We start from the raw sequence: 16,058 nt of genomic DNA, 5'->3' as shown, positions 1-16,058 counted from the left end.
GCGTGGAAGACTGGCCCCATGACTCGATCGAGTTCCGCGGAATTGCTGAAATCGGTTGAATACTGGCCGAATCACCTCCTGACCATCGAGGAGTGGTCGCTGCTGCCGGAGAACAATCGGCACTGCCGCGAACTGGTGGACGGCGTGCTGGTGGTGGCGCCGCAGCCGCCGCGGCATCAGCTCGCGGTATGGCGTCTGGCCGCTCAGCTGGAGCGGGCGCTGCCCCGGCGGGTGGCCGCCATGGCGCGGATCGAATTGATCATCGACGACGGCACGCCGCCGACCGTGCGGGTGCCGGATGTGCTCATCGTGGGCGGTACGGCCGGGGCCGAGCACGCCACCCGGGTGCGGCCGGGCGATGTGCTGGCGGCCATCGAGATCGTGTCGCCGGGTTCGCGGCGGGTGGATCGGGTCATGAAGTTCGCCGAGTACGCGGCGGCGGGGATCGGGCACTACTGGCTGCTGGAGACCGAGGAGTCGATGCGGCTGCTGACCCATCGGCTGCGGGACGGTCGATACCTACCGACCGGTGAGTACTCCGGACAGGTCACCCTGGGCCTCGACGGCCTCGACCTGCCGCTCGATCTGGACACTCTCACCGCGCTCCGCACATCCGGCGTGCCCGTTTGACCCACCAGCCCTCTGACCTCGCCTGATCGGCCCACACGGAACAAGTATCGGGACTATCCTGGAATTCTGATAGGCCGTGGTTGGAGGGTGTCATGGACCACGCGCGTATAGCCCGTACGGTGCTCGGAGTGACGGCGGCATATCTCGTCGCACTCGGGTTGTGGCTGGGGTGGTTGGTCCCACTCACCCCGCCGGGTACCGTGCCGGTCCAGATCGTCACACTGGTCGGTCTCTTCGGAACGTTCCTGGGCCTCGGCATGCTGTTCGCCCAGCGCCCCAGCCGCTCCGACCGCAGACTACGCCGGCACGGGCTCGAGGGCTGGGCGAACATCGAAGCGGTCCACCCCCTGCAGCGCACCGACCACTGCACCGAGATCACCGAACTCGATCTCGAACTCGTGGTGCCGGGCTCGGAGACCTACTACGGCAGCATCGTCTTCGATGTCGAACCGGTGGTGAAACCGAGAATCGCTGTGGGCGGCACGATTTCGATCCGCGTCGACCCGCAGAACCGGGACCGGATCATCCTCTGCCTCTGATATATATCCAGCTCAGTGCCGGATTCGCACGATTCGGGCCGTAGGCTCCTGGGCATGACGATCGCCGAGAAACCCGACCGCAGGGAAGCGCCGCTGGTGCTCGACACCCAGCCGCCGCGCACGCTGGGGTTCACGGATCAGGCGGCATTCTGGCTCAATCTCGGCGTCAGTCTCATCGGCTTCAGCGGCGCCGCGTACGTGCTCTTCCCGACCGGGAACCCGCCGCTCCCGCTGGCCGGGGCGCTGCTGGCGACCGTCCTGGGCACCGTGGTGGGCGCGGCCATGGTGGCCGGACCGGGCGCCGTCGGGGCCCGCACCGGCGCACCGGCCATGGCGGTGCTGCGCGGCCTGTTCGGGACGCGGCTGTCGTATCTGCCGACGGTCGCCAATATCGTGCAGTGCATCGGCTGGGGTGTGTACGAGCTGACCGTGATCGCGCTCGGCGTCTCGGCGCTCACCCACGACCGGGTTCCGCACTGGGTGGTGATCGTCGCGGCGGGCACGCTGTCCACCACCATGGCCATCTGGCCGCTGTCCGCGGTGCGGGCGCTCCGCAAATACGTCTCGGTGGCGGTGGCCGTCGCCATGCTCTACTTCACGATCGAGCTACTGCGGCAACCCATTCCGGTGCAGCACGACACCAGCTGGAGCGGGTTCTGGCCCGCCGTCGACACCACCCTGGCCGTATCCATCTCGTTCGTGCCGCTGGCCGCCGACTACACCCGGCACTCCCGCTCGGCGAAGACCGCCGCCGGGGCCACCGTGGCCGGCTACTCGATCGCCCAGGTGTGGTGCTACCTGCTGGGCATCATCGCCATCCTGCAGGCGGGCGGCAATGCCGACCACGTCTTCGACTCCTTCCTGGGCGTCACCGCGGGCTGGCTCTTCTTCGCGGTACTGGTGCTACGCGAATCGGACCAGTCCTTCGCCAATGTGTATTCGACGGCCATGTCCATCCAGAACCTGCTGCCGCGGGTGGATCGGCGACTGCTGGCCGGGCTGGTCGGTGTGGCGGTGACACTGCTGGCGCTACCGGTGCGCGACTTCAGCAGCTACGCGAATTTCCTCTATCTGATCGGCTCGGTCTTCGTGCCGCTGTGCGCGGTGCTCATCGTCGACTACTTCCTCGGCCAGGGCCGCCGCGACTGGAATCTGGCGCAGAACGCGCCCGCCCGGCCGCTCATGCTGCTGCCGTGGGCGGTCGGCTTCGTGGTGTACCAGCTGTTCAATCCCGGCTCCATCAGCTGGTGGGCGACATTCTGGACCTGGGCACAGGACGCGCTCGGCGTGCATCCGGGCTGGTGGTCCTCGGCCTCGCTCTACTCGTTCCTGGCCGCCGCGGCGGTAACCGCGCTCCTGGTGCGGGTCCGGCGGGGATGACCGACGGCCGCGTCTACGGCATGGGCTTCGACCCGCTGGTCGAACCCGATTGGCCCGCACTGACTTCCGCCGAGGTGGACGCCGTGCTGGGCACGGACGCGACGATCGTGTGGCGCAGCCCGAGACCACTGTCGGCGACCGCCCGGGTACGCCCGCCGGACGGGCGCGACCTCATCGTCAAACGCCTCCCCCGGGCGCTGCGCGACGCCGCCGCGCTCGGCGAGGAGCACCGCTTCATGGATCACCTACGCTCGCAGGGAATCCCGGTGCCGCGGGTACTGCACACGGTCGACCTGGGCGATTTCGCCTACGAGGTCCAGGAATCGGGTGACGGGCGAGACGAGTACGAGAGCGTCTTCTCCTGGACGCCGTACCGCTCCCTCGACGGGGCGGCCGCGGCCGGCCGCCTGCTGGCCCGCCTGCACCTGGCGGCCGCGGGTTACGAGGCGCCACGCCGCCCGCCCCGGCCGCTACTGGCAGGCTTCACCCTCTTCGCCTCCGCCGATCCCCTTGCGGCCGTGGCGCATCGGGCCGCAGAACGCCCGGCCGTCGGCGCATTCCTCGCCGAACGCGACTGGCGGGCGGACCTGGAACGCGTCCACCTCCCGGCCTACGAACGGCTCCGGCCCCTGCTCGCGGACCTGGAACCGCTGTGGACACACAATGATTGGCACGGCACGAACCTGCTCTGGCGCGACCGCGACATCACCGCCGTCATCGACTTCGGCCTGTGCGACCGCACCACCGCCGTCCACGATCTCGCCACCGCCATCGAACGCAGTGCCGTGGACTGGATTTCGATCCGCGACGGCGGACCGGCGAAAGTGCGATTCGACCAGGTACGCGCACTGCTGCAGGGCTACGAATCGGTCCGGCCGCTGACCGCCGCCGAGCGGCGCGGCCTTCCGGCGCTGCTCCCCCTCGTGCATTGCGAGTACGAGCTGTCCGAGATCGACTACTTCCTCGGCGTCGTCCCCGGCGGCAATGCGAAGAACGCCGAAATCGCCTACGACGAGTACTTTCTCGGCCATACCGCATGGTGGACGGAATCCGGGGCGGGCCGCGAACTGCTATCCGCAATCCCCGGAATGGCACGCGTCACCGAATAGTGGTGGCGAGCACAATTCCACGGATCTCGAATAGCGGCAGCGGGACTTGATTCCGCGACCGCGATCGGATAAAACTTGTTCCGTTGCCATCGGCAACGTGAATCGTTCTGCACGCCATCTGAGTTCAGCGTGCTGCGGGGGTCGGGAGGACAGGAAAAATCATGCGTCGCACCATTCGTAATTTCGGTCGTAAGGCAATCGTCGCGGCACTGCCGCTGGCCGTCGCCACGACTTTCGCAAGCGCGGGAACGGCTTCCGCCACCGCCCCGGCCGACGCCGTGCAGTCGGCCCCGGTCGTGCAGATGGTCACGGCTCCGGTCGCGGCCGCCATCGCGCCGGCGGCGGTCTCCGTCGCTCCGGAGGCCGCGCAGCCGGTCACGCCGGATGTCGAGCAGCCCGCTGCGCCCGAGGTCGCCCAGCCTGCGGCCGAGATCTCACAGCCGCAGGACATCGCCACCGATCCCAATGCCAAGAACCACGACCCGATGGCCAATGCCGCCGTCGTAGGCGCGGGTGTCGGGGCCGTGATCGGCGCCGTCATCTGCGCCGTCACCGTGGTCGGCATTCCGCTCATCCCGCTGTGCGCCCTCGGCCCGGCGCTCCAGGGCGCGCTGATCGGCCTGCTCGTCGGCGCGGTCGACCCGGATGCCATTCCGCAGGTCCTGCCCTGATCCCCCGGGGATAAAAACACCGGAACCCCATCCCGAAACTCGGGATGGGGTTCTCGTCCGATCGAATTCGATGATCGGCAGCGGTTGCCGATGACAGATACGGTGACCTATTCGATGACCTATTCGGTTACCGATGCGCGCGGGGATCCGTGAGCAGGTATTGCGCGGCGGCATACGTGCCGAGAATGACGCCCTCACTGATCCTGCGCGACTTCTCACCGCGCGCGAAAATGCGCCGCAGCACGATCAATCCGTCGGACAGCGTGAACAACAGCGCACCCACGCCCAATCGGCTGCGCGGGTCCGCATTCGGAATGTTCACGCCCGCAATATTCTTCGCGTCCCGAGCCAGTTCCGGATCGGACGCCAGCGTGGCCGCCGTGCCGAGGGTCGCGCCGTAGGCGGTGAGCGGCACCGCGATCGCCGGGGCCTTGAACCGCATCAGCGTCGCCGCGCCCAGCCAGGCCGCCAGGCGCGGGGCCGCGATCTGCGCGCGCGGCCGCCCGCCGCGCCGGAACCACAACCACGAGTACCCGGTCTGCATGACCGCGAAAGACGAAGCGCCGGCTATCAATCGGCGATCGTCATCGGGGTCGATCAGCAACACGTCGCCGACCGTGGCCGCGGCCAGCGACCCGAGCAGCACCGTGCGATCGGTGCGATCCAGGGCCGCGCCATTCATCGCCACATCGGCCGCCAGCAGCGGCATCAGCAAAGGCTTTGCGGCCCACTGCAGTTTCTCGCGGCCGGTGACGGCGCCGAACACCGTCACCACCGCCGCGCCGACGAACGCGGCGCGAAACGGGCGGGCCATCAGAAGCTGGGTTCGGCCGGCGCGGGCGGCAGCACCGCGACCTGACCGGCGTAGGACAGGCCAGCGCCGAAGCCGAGCAGCAGCGCCAGTTGACCGCCCTTGGCCTTGCCGGTCACCAGCATCTCCTCCATGGCCAGCGGAATCGAGGCCGCGGAGGTATTGCCGGTGTTCTCGATGTCATTGGCCATCGGGATGTCGTCGGCGAGCCCGAGGTTCTTCTTCATGAGCTCGTTGATGCGGGCATTGGCCTGGTGCGGAATGAACACCTCGATGTCCTCCTTGTGCACGCCGGACTGCTCGATGGCACTCGACAGCGCGCGCGGCAGGGTGACCGCGGCCCAGCGGAAGACCTTGGGGCCCTCCATGTGCAGCGACATGCGGCCCACCGGCTCGACGGCCGGGTCGGTGCCCTGCAGGCGCTGCGCCTTGTTCATGAACTCCAGGAAGTCGACGTCCTGCGCGATGGCCTCGGCGTTCTCGCCGTCGGAACCCCACACGGTCGGCGAGATGCCGTTCTCCTCGCTGGGCCCGACCACGACCGCACCCGCGCCGTCGCCGAAGATCATGGCGGTGCCGCGATCCTTCGGGTCCAGGCCCACGGTCATCGTCTCCGCGCCGATCACCAGGATGTATTCGGCCGAGCCGGAGCGGATCATGTCGGTGGCGACACCCAGGCCGTAACCGAACCCGCCGCAGCCGGAGGTCAGGTCGAAGGCCGGGATGCCGTTCATGCCGAGGTCCGCGGCGACGCTCGGGGCACCGTGCGGGGTCAGTTTGAGCCAGCTGGAGGTGCAGAAGAGCAGCGCGCCGATCTTGGACCGGTCGATGCCGGTGTTGTTCAGCGCCCGGTTGCCCGCCGCCACCGCCATGGTGCGCAGCGTCTCGTCACCGGAGATCCAGCGCCGGTTGTGGATGCCGGTGCGCTCGAAGATCCACTCCGGGGTGGAGTCCAGGACCTCGCACACTTCGGCGTTGCTGACCACGCGCTGGGGCCGGTAGGCGCCGATGCCGAGCATCGCAACATTTTGATGACCCTTGTTGATTGCAATGCTCACCACAGGTGACTCACACGACCCTTCACAACACCTTTGTCGGACGTAAGACCAGCACCAGGCTAACCCAGAGCAAGGGTTCAGCCCAGAGCAAAGTCTTGTTAACCGTTCGGTAAGGACCTAAGTCCTCACCCCAGGGCGAGGTCCTTCAGACCCAGGATCGACCGGTACTCCAGCCCCTCGGCCGCGATGATGTCGTCGGCGCCGGTCTCGCGGTCCACCACGGTGGCCACACCGACCACGATGGCGCCCGCCTCACGCAGCGCGCGCACCGCGGTGAGCGGGGAGTTTCCGGTTGTGGTGGTGTCCTCGACCACCAGCACCCGCTTGCCCACGATGTCCGGGCCCTCGATCTGGCGCTGCATGCCGTGCGTCTTGGCGGCCTTGCGGACCACGAAGGCGTCGATGGCCCGGCCGGGCGCGTGCATGACCGCGGCCGCCACCGGGTCCGCGCCCATGGTGAGCCCGCCCACCGCGTCGAAGTCCCAGTCCGCCACGAGTTCGCGCAGTAGCTTGCCGATGAGCGGGGCCGCCTCGTGGTGCAGGGTGGCGCGGCGCAGGTCCACGTAGTAGTCGGCTTCCTTGCCCGAGGACAGGGTCACCCGGCCGTGCACCACGGCGAGGTCGCGCACCAGAGCCGCGAGTCTGTCCCGGTCGGTGGTCGTTACCTGCATTGCTTCCTCTATGTCCTTCCGCGTGCGTTGAACAGGCCCCGGTTCAGGCGGGTCACCAGGGATCGTGGGATGAACCCGGCGATCGCGACGATCGCTTTGTACTGCATTCCGGGCACGCTGATCACCCGGTCTCTCTCCAGATCATGCAGCGAACCCGCCACCACCTCGTCCACGCTCAACCACAACGGTCGCGGTAGCGAGGCCATGTCGATTCCGGCCCGCTCATGGAATTCGGTGCGGACGAATCCCGGGCACAAGGCCTGCACCCGGACTCCGGTTCCGGCCAGCCCGCCGGCCAGCCCCTGGGAAAAGGATACGACGTACGCCTTGGAGGCCGAATAGGTCGAACCCCGTCCGGGTATCAGGCCCGCGATGCTGGCCACATTGACCACGGTGCCCTTGGCCGCGTGCAGCATGGGCGGCAGGGCCGCCCGGGTCAGCTGTACGACGGCGTTGACGTTCACATCCAGTTGCTGCTGCAGGGCGTCCGGCTCCAGCGTCCAGAACTCGCCCGACATGCCGAATCCCGCATTGTTGACCAGGAATTCGACGCCCTGTGCCAGGCGCTCGGCCACCCGGCCGAGGTCGGCGGAGCGGCCCAGGTCCGCGGGCAGCGTCTCGGCTCGCGCGCCGAAACGCACCCGCACATCGTGTGCCAGCGCGGCCAGCCGATCCTCATCCCGCGCCACCAGCACCAGGTCGTAGCCGAGCGCGGCGAGCCGGGTGGCGTACGCCTTGCCGATGCCGGAGGTCGGTCCCGTGATCAGGGCCACCGGGCGGTGGGCACCCGGCAGGCGCGGGGCGCCCGCCGGACGATCAGGGGAACTCTCGGTCATCGGCGGCCCATCACTCGCACGACTGGGGAGCGGTCGGCAATGACCGGAACTGCGCCCCCATTCTGATCCCTGACCGACCCACACGCGGCGAATTCGCGCAGACACCACGTGGCTGCGGCGTGCCGCGCGCGGACACGGCCGGGGTGGGTCACCTCGGCGCGGGTCCCTGATAGGGGCGGAACCCCGGATGGAACGGGCCGCCGGGCGGCGCGCTGCGGCCCTGATCCCTGTGCCAGCCCTCCTCGGGCTCGCGGTCGGCGTCCGATTCGTCGCGCCAATCCTCGGATTCCGGTTCCGCCCAACGGTCTTCGTCCCCGGGGCGGCGGCGGTCGTCCTCGTCGTACGGGTCCGGCTCCTCCCCCTCGGGGGCGGGCGGCCAGTTGCGGCGCGGACGGTTGCGCGGATCCGGCACGACTTTCAGTGCGGGACGCCAGTTTTCGGGCTCGTCGTCCGGTTCGCTCGCGCCGGCGATATCGCTGACCAGCGTGGACTCGTAATCGTCGGCTTCCTCGGCGCGCGGGCGGGCCGGGCGGTCCTGGGCGCGCGGGCGATCGCGATCGTCGCCGAAGTCGCCGAATTCGTCGTGGCCGTCGTAGTCGTCGTCCTCGGGAACCGGGTGCGAGCGACCGGGTTCGGGGAGTTCGTCGCGGCCGCGCTCGGCATTGATGACCGGCGGCAGCACGTGCAGCAGGCCCGACAGCCGCAGCACCGCGTCGATGGCCATCTCCCAGTCCTTGGCCACGGCACCGACCGGCAGCATGCCCAGGGTCCAGTTGCCCTCGGACCACAGCTGCTGCACGGTGTCGGGCAGCGACTCGATGAACGCCACCATGCGCTGATCCACCGCGTGCCGGGCGACGTCCGGGTTGGTGGCGAAGACCACCCGGTCGCCGATGGCGCCGAGCAGCTCCAGATCGTGATCCTTGGGCGGCGCCGCGGTTTTCAGCCGCAGGTCGATGTCGATGTCCGAGCCGATCTGCCGGCGCACCGCGACCAGGGTGGCGGCGTCCTCCAGATCGAAGAGCACGAACTTCTCACCCTTGCGGTTACCCGACACCACGTCCACCGCGGACAGGTAGCCGAGCTTGGCCAGGGCGCCGCGCCGCCAGGTGGAGGCGAGCGCGGGCTCCACCGAAACATAGGTGTAGCCCTGGGATTTCGCCCAGACCTGTCGCACGTGCCCGGTGCGCTGCCGCTGCAGCCGATCGAAATAGAGCAGCACGATCGCACCCACGAGCGCGATCGCCGCCAGCCCGAACCATATCGCCGTCATCGCCGCCTACCCTACTGTGTTTAATTGCCCCTCCGCTTCGCTCCGGGGCGGGTTCGCGGCGCTGGAGGTCTCGATTCTTCCCTCCTCCGCTCCTCCGCTTCGCTCCCCGCTCCGTCAGTCCAGAATCGAGCGCTCCGCCTCCCCGCGCTTGCGCCGCGAACCTTTGGGTTGGTCAGTTTTTCCGCTTGCACCATGTGTCATCGGGTAGCACTCGGCATCGAGGTGCTGATGATCAGCTTCGCCTGGATTGATCCGTCGGCGTTCTTGTCGCCCTGGACCATGATCACCTCACCGACCGGCAAGTCCGAAACCTTGGTGCTGCCCAGGGAAATCACCTGTGTCTTGGTGTCGGTCTTCACGGTGGCCGTGCCACCGGACAACGTGGTGATGGTGAGGGTGGAACCGTCGTTGTTCGAGATCGTGCCCATGTTCGCACCCAGCTCGTCCAGATCGCCCAGGCCCGGGATGGTGGGAATGCCGCTGGGCAGGGGTAGGGCCGAGGAGTTGCCGGGCAGGCTCGACGCCGGGTACCCGGAGGTCCTGACGCTGCCGGGTGCGGCGCTGTTCGACGAATCGTTGTTCGACAGCAGGGTTCCCGCCGCGACGCCGACAATGGCGACCACGATGACCGCGGCGATGGTCAGCGCGATCCACAGGGTGGTCCGGCGGGGCGGTGGGGGCGGGACCGGATGCTGCGGGAAGCCCGCGGGCTGATATCCACCGGTCGGCATGCCCGGACCACCCGGGTAACCGGGCCCGCCCGCGGCGGGCGGAAATCCGGGCGCGCCATAGCTACTCGTGGGGGCGTACCCGGGCTGGCCCGGGTAGACGGCGGTCGGCTCGTAGCCGCCGCCGGTCTCGTATCCACCCCACTGTGCGTCCGCCGGCGGCAGCACGCGGGTGGAGTCGGGCCCGGCCGGCTGCCCGAAATAGTCGATCGGACCGGCGGGTATGGCCTCGGTGGGCCCGTAGCCCGCGGCGCTATCCGAGGGGTAGCCGCCAGGTGCGGCCTGCTCGGCGGGCCCCTCCCCGGGGCCCGGTTCCGGCCGCCGCGACCACGGATCGCTCGGATTGGTCATGACCTCCAGGGTAGGCGGCCGACCCGTCCCGAGCCGCGAACTCGACCGGACGGTTCCCAATCCGCGGACCGTTCACACCTCGAAACCGGCAAGGCTCGGTCGCCCGGAACGCGCAAGGCCCCCGCCGAGCCGAAGCTCGCGCGGGGGCCCGGGTCCGCCGCGTCAGCGGCCGACGATGAGGGTGTCGCCGTCGGGGGTGACGTTGACCTTCACCGTGTCACCGTCCTGCACCTCGCCGGCCAGCAGTTCCTTGGCGAGCGAGTCGCCGATGGCCTGCTGGATGAGGCGGCGCAGCGGGCGCGCGCCGTAGGCCGGGTCGTAGCCGCGCACGGCCAGCCAGAAGCGGGCCGAGTCGGACACGTCCAGCTTCAGGCGACGCTGGGACAGGCGCTTCTGCAGCTGGTTCAGCTGGATGTCGACGATCCGCTCCAGCTGTTCCTCGTCGAGCGCGTGGAACATGACCACGTCGTCGAGCCGGTTCAGGAACTCCGGCTTGAAGGCGCGGCGCACCGCGTTCATGACCGCATCCTTGTCACCGCCCGCACCCAGATTGGAGGTCAGGATGAGGATGGTGTTGCGGAAGTCGACCGTGCGGCCCTGGCTGTCGGTCAGCCGGCCCTCGTCGAGCACCTGCAGCAGGATGTCGAAGACGTCCGGGTGGGCCTTCTCGATCTCGTCGAACAGCACCACCGTGTACGGGCGTCGCCGCACCGCCTCGGTGAGCTGGCCGCCCTGGTCGTAGCCGACGTAGCCGGGGGGCGCCCCGACCAGGCGGGCCACCGAGTGCTTCTCGCTGTACTCGCTCATGTCGATGCGGACCATGGCGCGTTCGTCGTCGAACAGGAAGTCCGCCAACGCCTTCGCGAGTTCGGTCTTACCGACGCCGGTCGGGCCGACGAACATGAACGAGCCGGTGGGCCGGTTGGGGTCGGCGACCCCGGCCCGGGCGCGGCGCACGGCATCCGAAACCGCTTGCACGGCTTCCGGTTGCCCGACGACCCGGTTGCCCAGCTCGTCCTCCATGCGCAGCAGCTTCTGGGTCTCGCCCTCCATCATCTTGCCCACGGGGACACCGGTCCACGACGACACCACCTCGGCGATATCGTCCGGCCCGACCTCCTCCTTGAGCATGACGTCGCCGTCGGCGGCGGTCTTCGCCTTGGACTCGGCCTCGGCGAGTTCCTTCTCCAGCTTGGGGATTCGCCCGTACCGGAGTTCGGCGGCCTTGTTGTAGTCGCCGTCGCGCTCGGCCCGCTCGGATTCGCCCTTGAGCGACTCCAGCTCCTCCTTGAGCACGCTCACCGCGTCGATGGCCTGCTTCTCGTTCTGCCAGCGGGTCATCAGCTGGTTGAGCTTCTCGCGGTCGTCGGCGAGCTCCTGGCGCAGCTTCTCCAGCCGCTGCTTGGACGCCTCGTCGGTCTCCTTGGCCAGCGCCACCTCTTCGATCTCGAGCCGCCGCACCACGCGTTCGATCTCGTCGATTTCCACTGGGCGGGAATCGATTTCCATGCGCAGCCGCGAGGCCGACTCGTCGACCAGATCGATGGCCTTGTCCGGCAGGAACCTCGAGGTGATGTAGCGGTCGGACAGGGTCGCCGCGGCCACCAGCGCGGAGTCGGTGATCCGCACGTGGTGGTGGTTCTCGTAGCGCTCCTTGAGCCCGCGCAGGATGCCGACGGTGTCCTCCACCGACGGCTCGCCCACCAGCACCTGCTGGAACCGGCGTTCCAGGGCCGGGTCCTTCTCGATGTGCTGCCGGTATTCGTCGAGGGTGGTGGCGCCGACCAGCCGCAGCTCCCCGCGGGCCAGCATGGGCTTGATCATGTTGCCCGCGTCCATGGCGGATTCGCCGGTGGCGCCGGCGCCCACGATGGTGTGCAGCTCGTCGATGAACGTGATGATCTGTCCGGCAGAGGATTTGATCTCCTCCAGCACGGCCTTCAGCCGCTCCTCGAACTCACCGCGGTACTTGGCGCCGGCCACCATCGCGCCCAGGTCGAGCGAGACGAGCTTCTTGCCGCGCAACGATTCCGGGACGTCACCCGCCACGATGCGCTGGGCCAGGCCCTCCACGATGGCGGTCTTGCCGACGCCGGGCTCGCCGATCAGCACCGGGTTGTTCTTGGTGCGACGGCTCAAAACCTGTACGACACGGCGGATTTCGGTGTCGCGGCCGATGACCGGGTCCAGCTTGCCCTCGCGGGCGGCGGCGGTCAGGTCGGTGGAGTACTTCTCCAGCGCCTGGTACGAGCCCTCCGGATCCGGCGAGGTGACACGGGCGTTGCCGCGCACGGCGGTGAAGGCCTCGCGCAGGGCGTCGGCGGTCGCGCCATACTTCAGCAGCAGTTGCTGAACGTCGGAGTCACCGGCGGCCAGGCCGTAGACCAGGTGCTCGGTGGAGACGTATTCGTCGCCCAGCTCGGTGGCCAGCCGCTGCGCGGAGCTGAGCGCCGCGATGGCTTCGCGCCCGAGATTGGGAGTGGTGGTGGCGCCGGTGGCCCGGGGCAGCCGGTCCACGATCTCCTGGGCCTCGCGCCGTACCGTCGCCGGGTCGACCGCGACGGCCTTGAGCAGCGGTGCGGCGATGCCGTCGATCTGATCCAGCAACGCCACCAGCAAGTGCGCCGGACGGATTTCCGGGTTTCCGGCGACGGCGGCCGCCTGTTGCGCGGCGGTCAGGGCCGCCTGGGTCTTGGTGGTGGGATTGAACGAGTCCACTGTCACCTTCCTACTTGTCGTTGCTCTCTACAACGCGGTAGAAGTTGAGTCTGTTCCGCTCAAGTCTGACCAGTTTTCGACGCCAGGTCCAGTGTCCGAGGCCGGTTCCTACGCTACGCGTACGATGACTCCATTCGTTGACGCATCACACCAGCTCATCCATCCCGGTTTCCGAATGAATGGAGCAGCAAATGCGCGCGATCGTCGTCCGTGAATTCGGTGGCCGCCCCGAGCCCGCCGACATGCCCACCCCCGAGGCCGGACCGGGCCAGGTCCAGATCCAGCTCGAGGCCGCCGGGGTCAACCCGTTCGACCAGCGGATCATCGACGGCTTCCTGGACGGCCAACTGCCGCACGACTTTCCGCTGATCCCGGGCACCGACGGCGCGGGCACGATCAGCGCGGTGGGCGCGGGGGTGAACGACTTCGAGGTCGGGGAGCGGGTGGTCGGGAAGTTCCTGAACCCGCCGGTCGGGCACGGCACCTTCGCCGAATACATCGTGGCGCCGCACGACGGCGCCCTCGCCAAGCTGCCGGAAGAGGTCTCCGCCATTCGCGGCGCCGCCCTGCCGACCGCGGGTATCACGGCCCTGGACCTCATGCACGCCGCCGGGGTCACCCGCAACCAGAAAGTGCTGGTCGTGGGCGCCTCGGGTGGCGTCGGCTCCTATCTGGTGCAGCTCGCCGCGCTCGCCGGCGCGCACGTCATCGCCACCGCCCGCCCCGACGACACCGATCGGATGATCCGGCTGGGCGCGACCGAGGTGGTGAACTACGGACGGATCACCGTCACCGACTCCCCCACCCACGCCGAGGGCTCGGAGTTGTCGGTCGCGGATTCGGTGCGGATCACCGATCCCGGCGGCATCGACGTGCTGTTCGATCTGGTCAGCCCGCCGCCGGTTTTCGCCGACAACGCGAGCCTGGTCAAGTCCGGCGGTTCGGCCTATTCGACCATCTGGTCCGCCGACGAGGCGGAGCTGCAGGCCCGGGGCGTGCACGGGGGCAACCTCCAATCCCACGGCGGCGCAGCCGAATTGCGCGAGCTGCTGCGGATGGTCGGCGACGGCGACCTGATGGTCCCGATCAGCGCCATGCCGCCGCTGGCCGAGGCCCCCGGCGTGATCGGCGCATCCGGCGCACGCGGCAAGATCGTCCTGGTGATCTGAACTCCGGGTTACGCAAATCGATCGGCCTCCGGCTATATCCGTGCGACCACCGCGTTTTAAGGGATACTTGACGCGGAGGGCCGCCTGGCAGCAGGCGTTCCGGGGTAGCAGCACAGGAAGGAAAGCTCGACGTCGTGGATGCGCGTTCGGCAGCGCTGGTCCGCGCAAACTTTCGGACAGTCGTCGAGGCCCCCAACGGGCCGGAACGGCTGATCAGCGCGTTCTACGGTCATCTTTTCGCAGAGATTCCCGCCTTGCGGGAACTGTTTCCCTCCGCCATGGACATGCAGCCGAAACGGTTGGTCACGGCCATCTCGTTCGTGCTCGACAACCTGGAGGACTGGGATCGCGCGCAACGCTTCCTGGAGCAACTCGCGCGCGACCATCGCAAGTACGGGGTGGAGGCGGCGCACTACGACATCGCCGGGCGCGCCCTGCTCCATGCCTTCCGCAGCTACAACGGCACCGCGAACTGGAGCCGGCAGCTGGAGGCGGGCTGGCGCGACATCACCATCCTGATCTCGGCGTCCATGGCCATCGGCGCCAATTCGGATAAGTCGCAACCGTATTGGGAGGCGACGGTGGTCGGGCACCGGCGGGTGGTGGACGATCTGGCCATCGTCCGTCTGCAGACCGACACCCCGATCCCCTATCAGGCCGGGCAGTACGTACCGGTGGCCATTCCGCAGCGGCCCAAGATGTGGCGCTACCTGTCGCCGGCCATCCCCACCAATCCGTACGGCGAGATCGAGTTCCATGTGCGGAAGGTGCGCACCGGCTGGGTGAGCCCGGGCATCGTGAACGAGACCCAGGTCGGCGACCGGTGGATGATCGCCGCGCCGCTGGGTGGTCTGCACGTGGATCTGAGCCGCCGCAAGGACGTGCTCATGATCGGGTCCGGTACCGGCATCGCCCCGCTGCGGGCACAGCTCATCGAGATGGGCCGGCGCGGCATCAATCCGCGCGTGCACCTGTTCATGGGCGGGCGCTACCCGTGTGATCTCTACGACGTGGAGAACATGTGGCAGCTCTCGCAGTCCAATCCGTGGCTCACGGTGGTCCCGGTCTGCGAGAACGAGACCAACCCGTGGTGGCACCCCTATCCGCCGGCCGAGACGCCGTTCGGCATGCATCGGCGGCTGATCGGCAATCTGGGCGCGGTGGTGGCCAGCTTCGGCGCCTGGGCCGATCGCCAGATCCAGATCGCCGGCTCGGCCCGCATGATCGCCGACACCAAGCGCGCCCTGCTCGCGGTGGGCACGCCGACGTCGGCGATAAGCTCGGATCCGGTGTAGTGCACGGCCTTTCGACAATCAGGAGTTATCGGTGACGCTCGGCCCGGACGAGACCGGAGAGCTCGCGCTCGGCGCGCAGACGGAATGGAATGCCACGGTGGTGGGTGCGCACCGGCTGCGCGAGGACACCACGGTGGTGCGGCTGATCGGCGAGTTCGTGCCGTTCGCGGCGGGCCAGTCGGTGGAGGTGCGCACGCCGCAGCATCCGAACATGGTGCGCCGCCTGTATCCCGCGCTGCCGCCCTCGCTGGACGGCAAGCTGGAATTCCACGTGCGCACGGTGCCGGGCGGCTGGTGCAGCGGTTCCATCGTCGCCGACTCGCATCCGGGCGACGAATGGCGGATCAGCGCGCCCGCGGGCTGGCTGACCGTGGAACCGGAGGCCACCGAGGTGGTCATGATCGCCGACGGTGTCGGGCTCGCGCCGATGCGCGCGCTGCTGCTGGATCTGTCGCGCCGGGAGCAGCCGCCGCGCACCCACCTGTTCGTGGGCGGGCGCTACCCGCGCGACCTCTACGCCTCCGACATGCTCTACCTGCTGACCGGTGAACTGCCGTGGCTCACGGTCGTTCCCGTGGTGCAGAGCGAGTACGACCCGGATCTCGTCGACGCCTGGTACGAGCAGTGCCGGGTGGACATCGGCTTCCGCCCGGAGGAGATGATGCCGGGCACCATCGCCGACATCCCGGAACGGTTCGGCCCGCTGGACCACCACAAGATCCTGGTCTGCGGCGGCGCGGCCATGGTCCGCAACACCATCGATCAGCTGGTCGCCATCGGCGCGCCCGCGGAAGCCATTCGCTACGAAGGCTTCTGAGG

At 68.7% G+C, this 16,058-nt stretch carries 15 protein-coding genes; 8 read left to right on the top strand and 7 right to left on the bottom strand.

The genetic code is table 11. From position 1 onward, the window contains the following. The first annotated feature begins 18 nt into the window (after window positions 1–18). The 5 genes from ACFXKA_RS23945 to ACFXKA_RS23925 all read left to right on the top strand — a co-directional run bounded on the left by ACFXKA_RS23945 (window position 19) and on the right by ACFXKA_RS23925 (window position 4,329). Window positions 19–630, top strand: coding sequence for a Uma2 family endonuclease (locus ACFXKA_RS23945; protein WP_379428985.1), 612 nt, complete (start codon window positions 19–21; stop codon window positions 628–630). Between the two features lie 92 nt (window positions 631–722). Next, window positions 723–1,169, top strand: a complete 447-nt coding sequence (locus ACFXKA_RS23940; RefSeq protein WP_354843354.1) for a hypothetical protein — start codon at window positions 723–725, stop codon at window positions 1,167–1,169. Window positions 1,170–1,223: 54 nt separating this feature from the next. Then, entirely contained in the window at window positions 1,224–2,549 is a 1,326-nt protein-coding gene (locus ACFXKA_RS23935) for a purine-cytosine permease family protein (RefSeq protein ID WP_379428984.1), read from the top strand. Continuing rightward, window positions 2,546–3,658 carry a phosphotransferase enzyme family protein gene (locus ACFXKA_RS23930; protein ID WP_379428983.1) on the top strand — a complete coding sequence of 371 codons (1,113 nt, stop codon included), beginning with the start codon at window positions 2,546–2,548 and terminating at the stop codon, window positions 3,656–3,658. Before ACFXKA_RS23935 ends, ACFXKA_RS23930 begins: the two co-directional genes overlap by 4 nt. A 161-nt stretch (window positions 3,659–3,819) precedes the next feature. Next, window positions 3,820–4,329: a hypothetical protein gene (locus ACFXKA_RS23925; RefSeq protein ID WP_379428982.1), complete on the top strand. Its 510-nt coding sequence runs from the start codon at window positions 3,820–3,822 to the stop codon at window positions 4,327–4,329. A gap of 127 nt (window positions 4,330–4,456) precedes the next feature. On the opposite strand, the gene ACFXKA_RS23920 is transcribed toward ACFXKA_RS23925, so the two are convergent. The 7 genes from ACFXKA_RS23920 to clpB form a co-directional block, all read right to left on the bottom strand. After that, entirely contained in the window at window positions 4,457–5,143 is a 687-nt protein-coding gene (locus ACFXKA_RS23920; protein ID WP_379428981.1) for a lysoplasmalogenase, read from the bottom strand. Further along, the gene (locus ACFXKA_RS23915) at window positions 5,143–6,201 is read right to left on the bottom strand and encodes a beta-ketoacyl-ACP synthase 3 (protein ID WP_354843340.1); all 1,059 of its coding nucleotides are present in this window, start codon (window positions 6,199–6,201) and stop codon (window positions 5,143–5,145) included. The genes ACFXKA_RS23920 and ACFXKA_RS23915 overlap by 1 nt, the downstream gene beginning before the upstream one ends. 122 nt (window positions 6,202–6,323) lie before the next feature. Next, a complete protein-coding gene (gene pyrE, locus ACFXKA_RS23910; RefSeq protein ID WP_354843337.1) occupies window positions 6,324–6,869 on the bottom strand; it encodes an orotate phosphoribosyltransferase in 546 nt (181 codons plus the stop codon). An 8-nt stretch (window positions 6,870–6,877) separates the two neighbouring features. Continuing rightward, on the bottom strand, window positions 6,878–7,705 hold the full coding sequence (locus ACFXKA_RS23905) for an SDR family oxidoreductase (protein WP_354843334.1): 828 nt from the start codon (window positions 7,703–7,705) through the stop codon (window positions 6,878–6,880). A gap of 148 nt (window positions 7,706–7,853) precedes the next feature. Next, a complete protein-coding gene (locus tag ACFXKA_RS23900; protein ID WP_379428980.1) occupies window positions 7,854–8,978 on the bottom strand; it encodes a hypothetical protein in 1,125 nt (374 codons plus the stop codon). A gap of 197 nt (window positions 8,979–9,175) precedes the next feature. Next, entirely contained in the window at window positions 9,176–10,057 is an 882-nt protein-coding gene (locus tag ACFXKA_RS23895) for a DUF5666 domain-containing protein (RefSeq protein WP_379428978.1), read from the bottom strand. 162 nt (window positions 10,058–10,219) lie between these two features. Next, on the bottom strand, window positions 10,220–12,775 hold the full coding sequence (clpB, locus tag ACFXKA_RS23890; protein WP_354843326.1) for an ATP-dependent chaperone ClpB: 2,556 nt from the start codon (window positions 12,773–12,775) through the stop codon (window positions 10,220–10,222). A 191-nt stretch (window positions 12,776–12,966) separates the two neighbouring features. On the opposite strand from clpB, the gene ACFXKA_RS23885 reads away from it, so the two are divergent. From ACFXKA_RS23885 to ACFXKA_RS23875, 3 genes are all read left to right on the top strand, one after another. Further along, on the top strand, window positions 12,967–13,944 hold the full coding sequence (locus ACFXKA_RS23885; protein WP_379428977.1) for an NADP-dependent oxidoreductase: 978 nt from the start codon (window positions 12,967–12,969) through the stop codon (window positions 13,942–13,944). A gap of 134 nt (window positions 13,945–14,078) precedes the next feature. Next, on the top strand, window positions 14,079–15,239 hold the full coding sequence (locus tag ACFXKA_RS23880; protein ID WP_354843320.1) for an FAD-binding oxidoreductase: 1,161 nt from the start codon (window positions 14,079–14,081) through the stop codon (window positions 15,237–15,239). Between the two features lie 31 nt (window positions 15,240–15,270). Then, the gene (locus ACFXKA_RS23875) at window positions 15,271–16,056 is read left to right on the top strand and encodes an FAD-binding oxidoreductase (protein ID WP_354843317.1); all 786 of its coding nucleotides are present in this window, start codon (window positions 15,271–15,273) and stop codon (window positions 16,054–16,056) included. Window positions 16,057–16,058: the final 2 nt, after the last annotated feature.

Source organism: Nocardia sp. NPDC059228 (assembly GCF_042754245.1).
GTDB lineage: Bacteria > Actinomycetota > Actinomycetes > Mycobacteriales > Mycobacteriaceae > Nocardia.
The sequence above is the reverse complement of the archived record's forward strand: the minus strand, read 5'-3'. Positions and strand labels throughout refer to the sequence as shown.

What these genes read in the sequence shown, in the direction of transcription:
- ACFXKA_RS23945 (WP_379428985.1), top strand. Translation starts at nt 19, where the DNA reads ATGACTCGATCGAGTTCCGCGGAATTGCTGAAATCGGTTGAATACTGG.
- ACFXKA_RS23900 (WP_379428980.1), bottom strand. Translation starts at nt 8,978, where the DNA reads ATGACGGCGATATGGTTCGGGCTGGCGGCGATCGCGCTCGTGGGTGCG.
- ACFXKA_RS23930 (WP_379428983.1), top strand. Translation starts at nt 2,546, where the DNA reads ATGACCGACGGCCGCGTCTACGGCATGGGCTTCGACCCGCTGGTCGAA.
- ACFXKA_RS23885 (WP_379428977.1), top strand. Translation starts at nt 12,967, where the DNA reads ATGCGCGCGATCGTCGTCCGTGAATTCGGTGGCCGCCCCGAGCCCGCC.
- pyrE (WP_354843337.1), bottom strand. Translation starts at nt 6,869, where the DNA reads ATGCAGGTAACGACCACCGACCGGGACAGACTCGCGGCTCTGGTGCGC.
- ACFXKA_RS23925 (WP_379428982.1), top strand. Translation starts at nt 3,820, where the DNA reads ATGCGTCGCACCATTCGTAATTTCGGTCGTAAGGCAATCGTCGCGGCA.
- ACFXKA_RS23905 (WP_354843334.1), bottom strand. Translation starts at nt 7,705, where the DNA reads ATGACCGAGAGTTCCCCTGATCGTCCGGCGGGCGCCCCGCGCCTGCCG.
- ACFXKA_RS23895 (WP_379428978.1), bottom strand. Translation starts at nt 10,057, where the DNA reads ATGACCAATCCGAGCGATCCGTGGTCGCGGCGGCCGGAACCGGGCCCC.
- ACFXKA_RS23920 (WP_379428981.1), bottom strand. Translation starts at nt 5,143, where the DNA reads ATGGCCCGCCCGTTTCGCGCCGCGTTCGTCGGCGCGGCGGTGGTGACG.
- ACFXKA_RS23935 (WP_379428984.1), top strand. Translation starts at nt 1,224, where the DNA reads ATGACGATCGCCGAGAAACCCGACCGCAGGGAAGCGCCGCTGGTGCTC.
- ACFXKA_RS23940 (WP_354843354.1), top strand. Translation starts at nt 723, where the DNA reads ATGGACCACGCGCGTATAGCCCGTACGGTGCTCGGAGTGACGGCGGCA.